This window comes from Catonella sp. (assembly GCF_052173895.1).
Lineage (GTDB): Bacteria > Bacillota > Clostridia > Lachnospirales > Lachnospiraceae > Catonella.
In genome coordinates, this window is the sequence record NZ_JBQMXS010000066.1 from 1 (window position 1) to 6,296 (window position 6,296).

Sequence of the window (6,296 nt, forward strand, 5' to 3'; positions counted from 1 at the left end):
GCTCGTACTAATGGTCTTATATCCTGCTCAAAGGCCGTATCTTCAAGCCTTATTTCTATCATCTGAGTTTATCTCATCCTTCCTAAATTAAATATGGGTTATGCGACAGCTCTCTTTCAATAGTTGTGGCCATGCCATGCCCCGAAAACACAACTGTATCTTGTGGCATTTTCTTAAACACATCATTTAAGGTTCTTCTCATAGTTGCCTCATTTCCGGTAGGAAAATCTACTCTTCCTATACTTCCTGCAAACAATGCATCTCCAGTAAAAACAACCCTTTTAAACTTTTCATTATCCTCTAAATCATCCGAATAAAAACTTATACTTCCAACTGTATGACCGGGAGTATAGATCACTTTTAGTTTAAAGCCTGCAAATTCCAGTTCAGTTCCACCTTTTAAATATTCATCTGCGTCTAATGTAAAATCTACTCCTAAAAAACTCTTTCCTAAATTAAGCGTAGATTCTTGTAAAAGCTGTCTTTCAGCCTCTCCGGCATAAATTTTTATTCCATATTTTTTTGCAAGCACAGGTGCTGCCATAATATGGTCAAAATGCCCATGTGTTAAGAGTATAGCTAAGGGTTTTGCTCCTTTTGCCTCTACAAGAGCAATTATTTTTTCTGCCTCATCGGAAGGGTCTATAATAAGGCAGTTTTCATTATAAAAAATCAAATACACATTAGTATTAACTGCCCCCAACACCAACTTTTCAACTTCTATCTTCATCAGCCTGCCGTCCTCTCTATGTCAATTACTCCATCCAGACTCCTAAGCTTGGACATAAGGCTATTGAGATGGTTTCTTCCTTTTATCTCAAACATCAGATCAATGGTTGCTATTCCCTGCTTATTAGTCCTTGCCGAAACAGAGGCTATATCAATATCTGATTCTGTGAACACTCTTGAAACTTCTATCAAAAGACCACTTCTATTATTGGCATATATCTTAATTTCTGTAGTATAAAGCTTATCTGTCTGGGTAGTTGCCTCTACTGACCATTCCGCCTCAATCAGCCTGTCTCTATCCTCCTCAGGAAGATTCATCATATTGATACAATCCGTCCTATGAATAGAAATACCCCTGCCTCTTGTTACAAAACCAACTATTTCATCTCCCGGTACCGGTGAACAACACTTGGAAAAATGTACCGCCACATCATGGATACCTTTTACTAAAATTCCTCCTTTTGAGCGGCTTATTTTAGCCGGAGTTACAGACTGGTCTCCATATTTATCTAAAATATCTTCATCTGTAATATCAGAAACTTCTTTTTTCTTCTTTTCTTCTGCAAGTTTATTTATTATCTGACCTTCTTTAAGTCCTCCCCTACCAACTGCTGCACAAATAGACTCCCAATCCTTAAAACCATATTTCTGCATACAGGCCTGCATATAATCAGACTTTAACAAATCACTCATAACAAAGGAATGTGCCTTGCAATAATTAAGCATAAGCTCCTTGCCTCTAATGATATTGTCTTCCTTAAGTTCAGCCTTAAACCACTGGTTTATCTTAGATCTTGCCTGTGCACTCTTTACTAATTTTAGCCAATCAAAACTAGGGCCTTTAGAATTCTGGCTGGTTATTATTTCTATCCTATCACCATTTTGAATAACATAATCTATAGTAACCAGCTTTCCATTAGCCCTTGCTCCTACCATTTTATGACCTACTGCAGAATGTATACTGTAAGCAAAATCTATAGGTGTAGAACCGACCGGCAAATTTTTTACATCTCCTGTAGGTGTAAAGCAGTATACACTATCTGAAAAAATATTTAATTCAGACTTAATTGCACTGAGGAATTCTTTATTATCAGACATATCTGTCTGCCACTCAAGAATCTGCCTCAGCCAGTTATACTTTTCTTCCTCACTTGCCTTATCATTCTTACCATCACTACCTTCTTTATATTTCCAATGTGCGGCAATTCCATACTCTGCTGTCCTATGCATATCATAGGTACGAATCTGAATTTCAAAAGGCTGTCCTTCCGGTCCTATAACAGTTGTATGCAAAGACTGATACATATTTGACTTTGGCATAGAAATATAGTCCTTAAATCTCCCCGGTATAGGCACATACATCTCATGGATTACTCCCAAAGAGGCATAGCAATCCTTAAGATTATCCACTATTATTCTTACTGCAAATACATCATATATCTGGTCGAAAGTCTTGTTCTGATTGACCATCTTCTTATAAATGCTAAAATAATGCTTAACCCTGCCTCCTATGGTAGCCTCTATACCTGCAGCCTTAATATGACTAGCAACTTCTCTTTCAATAGATTTTATAAACTCGCCTTTTACCATGGCCTTTTTTCTGATTTTTTCATCTAAATCCCTATATACCTCAGGATGAAGATATTTCAACGATAAATCATCTAACTCAACCTTAATCTTACTAATTCCAAGCCTTTGGGCTATAGGAGAGTAAATATCCATAGTCTCCCTTGACTTTTCTATCTGTTTAGGCGGAGACTGATACTCCATCGTGCGCATATTATGCAACCTATCTGCAAGTTTTATAAGTATAACCCTTATATCTTTTGCCATTGCAAGAAACATCTTCCTTAAATTCTCTGCCTGTACATCTACCTTATCCTTAGAATACTGGAGCTGAGTAAGTTTGGTTACTCCATCTACCAAAATTTCTACCTCTTCTCCAAATTCTTTTCTCAGTTCTTCTTTACTGCACGCAGTATCTTCAACAACATCATGCAAAATTCCCGAAATTATTGTTTCTTTATCCAGTTCAAGTTCTGCTAAAATTATTGCAACACAGAGAGGATGACATATATAAGGCTCTCCGGATTTTCTAAGCTGCCCTTTATGACAGCTGTCTGCAAGTTCGTATGCTTTTTTTATAAGAGCAATGTCTGTAGATGGATGGTATTCATATATGGTTTTAATTAGCTTATCAAATAATACTTCTTTAGGGGTAAATTCCTCAAATGAATCAAGCTCCTTTTCAGATGCCATTACCTTTTTCTTTATATTCTCATCAGAAGATATAAAATTAGTAATCTGATTTCTTATATCTTCCTTACCTTTTATAATATTTTTTTCATTATCTCCCATATCCCACCTAAAGCCTAACAGCCATCCTTTCCTGCTTATTGCATACTTATAATTATGTGATGTGGGTGTCAAATAATTTTGACACTTGTATTATTATATTGCCATTAATAATAAAAATCAAGATTTAGTAACTATTGAATATATTATAATACCTATTCCTACTAGTATTCTGTACCATCCAAATCCCTTAAAGCTTTTCTTCTTAATAAAGTTCATCAAGTATCCTATTACTAATAGTGAAACTATAAAAGCTGTAATCGTTCCCACTACAAGAATCGCCACTTCAAGTACAGTAAAAGCTATTCCACCGGAAATCCAGTATTTAACAACTTTTAAAAAACTTGCTCCAAACATAACCGGAATTGCTAAGAAAAATGTAAATTCAGCCGCAGTCTTTCTTGAAAGCCCCATTATCAAGCCTCCTATAATGGTTGCCCCCGATCTTGATGTCCCCGGAAAAATTGCTGCTAAAAGCTGAAATACTCCAATTAGTAAAGCATCTTTATATGTTATATCAGAAAGTTTATCCACATTATGATTTTCTACAATAAGACTTTCTACCAAAATAAACATAACTCCCACTATTATAAGAGCAGATGCCACAACACCGGTTTTGTACAAATATTCATCTATCAAATCATCAAACGCAATACCCACTACAGCTGCCGGCAAACAGGCAACTATTATCTTAATCCAAAGCTCTATGGTTCCCATCTTAATCTTAAGACCATCATCATCCTTTTTAATAGGCAAGAGCCTGCGCCGGTATAAAAGAACTACAGCCATAATTGCACCAAGTTGTATAACAACTTCAAATATTTTCCAAAATGCCGGTGATACATTTAATCGGATAAAATCCTGTAAAATTATCATATGCCCTGTCGAACTCACCGGCAACCATTCTGTCACACCTTCAACTATTCCAAAAATAATAGCTTTTATAATTTCAAATAAAACTTCCATAATCCCCTCATATATACAAAATGGACGCCACTATAGACGTCCAATATAAAATAGTGTGTGCAATCTCGCTCTACTTTCCCGGGTACTTAACTATAGAAATCATATTGTAATTCTTAAGTTTATCTCTTCCCTTCAAGCCCTCCAGCTCAATAAGAAAAACAATCTTTACAACTGTTCCACCAAGTTTTTCAATCAGCTTGCAAATAGCCTCAGTTGTTCCGCCTGTCGCAATCAAATCATCCACTATAACAACCCTATCACCAGGCTTAATAGCATCCTTATGAACCTCAAGCTCTGCACTTCCATACTCAAGGTCATACTCTACTGATACAGTCTCCCCCGGCAACTTTCCTTTTTTTCTGATAGGTACAAAAGCCTTATGCATATTATAAGCTATAGGCACTCCAAAAATAAAACCTCTTGATTCAGGCCCTAATACTATGTCAAAATCTTCGTCTCCTAAGGCTGCTGCCATCTGATCAACAGCCATTCTAAGTCCGTCCTTATCTGACAGTACAGTACTTATATCTCTAAACATTACTCCTTCTTCAGGAAAATCAGGTATTGTTCTAATATAGTCTTCGATTTTTTTCATTATGTCTCAACTCCATTCAAAAGCTATTAGCTTATCTAATATATTTATTATCTATTGTAAAGGTTTTTTATTAACAAAAGAATTAGTTGGTTCTTCCACAGCAGTGTTTATACTTTCTGCCACTTCCACAAGGACAAGGATCATTAGAGCCTATCTTTTTTTCAGCCCTCTTTACAGGTGCCTTACTTAAAGATTCATCCTTATTGGTACCTGTTACCTTAACAACCTCTTCTCTTTCTACCCTCTCTTCCATCCTAATATGCATAAGGGCTCTTACAGTATCCTCGCTTATAGCCGTAGTCATATCCTCAAACATATCATAACCGGCAAACTTATATTCTACAAGAGGGTCTTTCTGTCCAAGAGCTGCAAGGCCTATACCCTGGCGTAACTGATCCATATCATCTATGTGAGACATCCACTTTGTATCAATTACCTTAAGAAGAATAACACGCTCAATCTCCCTTATCTGCTCAGCCTCCGGGAACTCAGCCTCTTTTTCTTCATAGAGCTTAACTGCCTGTTCTTTAAGTTTCTGAACAAGCTCATTTTTCCTCATATGTTTCTTTTCTTCTTCTGTAAGCTTAATCTCTTCAAATGGGAAGATAGGAAGTAGAAGACGATTTAACTCATCAATATCCCAGTCTTCAGCTACAGCATCATCACCTATGCACATATTAATTTTGTTCTCAACAGTTTCGGTTATCATCTTATAGACAACCTCTCTCATACTGTCGCCATCAAGCACTCTTCTTCTCTCTGCGTAGATGATTTCTCTCTGCTCATTATTAACCTTATCGTAATCTAAAAGATTCTTACGGATACTGAAGTTATTGCTCTCTATCTTCTTCTGAGCCCTCTCAATAGCTCCGGTAAGCATCTTATGGTTAAGTTCTTCTCCCTCAGGAAGTCCCATAGAGTCAAACATAGTCTTCAACTTCTCTGAACCAAAAAGCCTCATTAAGTCATCTTCAAGTGAGAGATAGAATCTTGATTCACCCACATCACCCTGTCTTCCTGCACGTCCACGCAACTGATTATCTATACGCCTTGATTCATGACGCTCAGTACCTATAATTCTAAGGCCTCCAAGATCAAGCACACCTTCACCAAGCTTAATATCCGTACCACGTCCGGCCATGTTGGTTGCAATTGTTACAGTGCCCGGCTGTCCTGCATCTGCAACTATTTCCGCCTCAAGCTCATGGAACTTAGCATTAAGTACCTTATGAGGTATATGTTTCTTCTTGAGCATTTCAGAAATTTCTTCTGACTTCTCAATAGAAATAGTACCCACAAGTACAGGCTGTTTCTTCTCATAAGCTTCTGCTATATTCTCTACTATTGCATTTAGCTTTTCTTTTCTTGTCTTATATACAGCATCTTCATGGTCAATTCTTTGTACAGGACGGTTGGTAGGTATGGTAATAACATCCATTCCATAGATATCCCTAAACTCTTTTTCCTCAGTAAGAGCTGTACCTGTCATACCGGATTTTTTATTATATTTATTAAAGAAATTCTGGAAAGTAATAGTCGCAAGAGTACGGCTCTCCCTATTAACCTTAACCTTTTCCTTAGCCTCAATAGCCTGGTGAAGACCGTCGGAATACCTTCTTCCCGGCATTACACGACCTGTAAACTCATCTAC

Annotated in this window: 5 protein-coding genes; all 5 read right to left on the reverse strand. The window is 37.0% G+C overall.

The genetic code is table 11. The features are described from left to right. Nucleotides 1-82 precede the first annotated feature (82 nt). On the reverse strand, nucleotides 83-730 hold the full coding sequence (locus ACTTG8_RS09405) for an MBL fold metallo-hydrolase (protein ID WP_442561858.1): 648 nt from the start codon (nucleotides 728-730) through the stop codon (nucleotides 83-85). Then, a complete protein-coding gene (locus tag ACTTG8_RS09410; RefSeq protein WP_442561861.1) occupies nucleotides 730-2,988 on the reverse strand; it encodes a RelA/SpoT family protein in 2,259 nt (752 codons plus the stop codon). Before ACTTG8_RS09410 ends, ACTTG8_RS09405 begins: the two co-directional genes overlap by 1 nt. A 216-nt stretch (nucleotides 2,989-3,204) precedes the next feature. Beyond that, entirely contained in the window at nucleotides 3,205-4,050 is an 846-nt protein-coding gene (locus ACTTG8_RS09415; protein ID WP_442561859.1) for an undecaprenyl-diphosphate phosphatase, read from the reverse strand. A gap of 70 nt (nucleotides 4,051-4,120) precedes the next feature. Beyond that, nucleotides 4,121-4,645 (reverse strand): adenine phosphoribosyltransferase, encoded by a 525-nt coding sequence (locus ACTTG8_RS09420; protein WP_442553675.1) that lies wholly within the window; start codon nucleotides 4,643-4,645, stop codon nucleotides 4,121-4,123. Between the two features lie 82 nt (nucleotides 4,646-4,727). Then, nucleotides 4,728-6,296: preprotein translocase subunit SecA (locus tag ACTTG8_RS09425; protein WP_442561860.1), on the reverse strand; the 1,569-nt coding region annotated here is incomplete at its 5' end.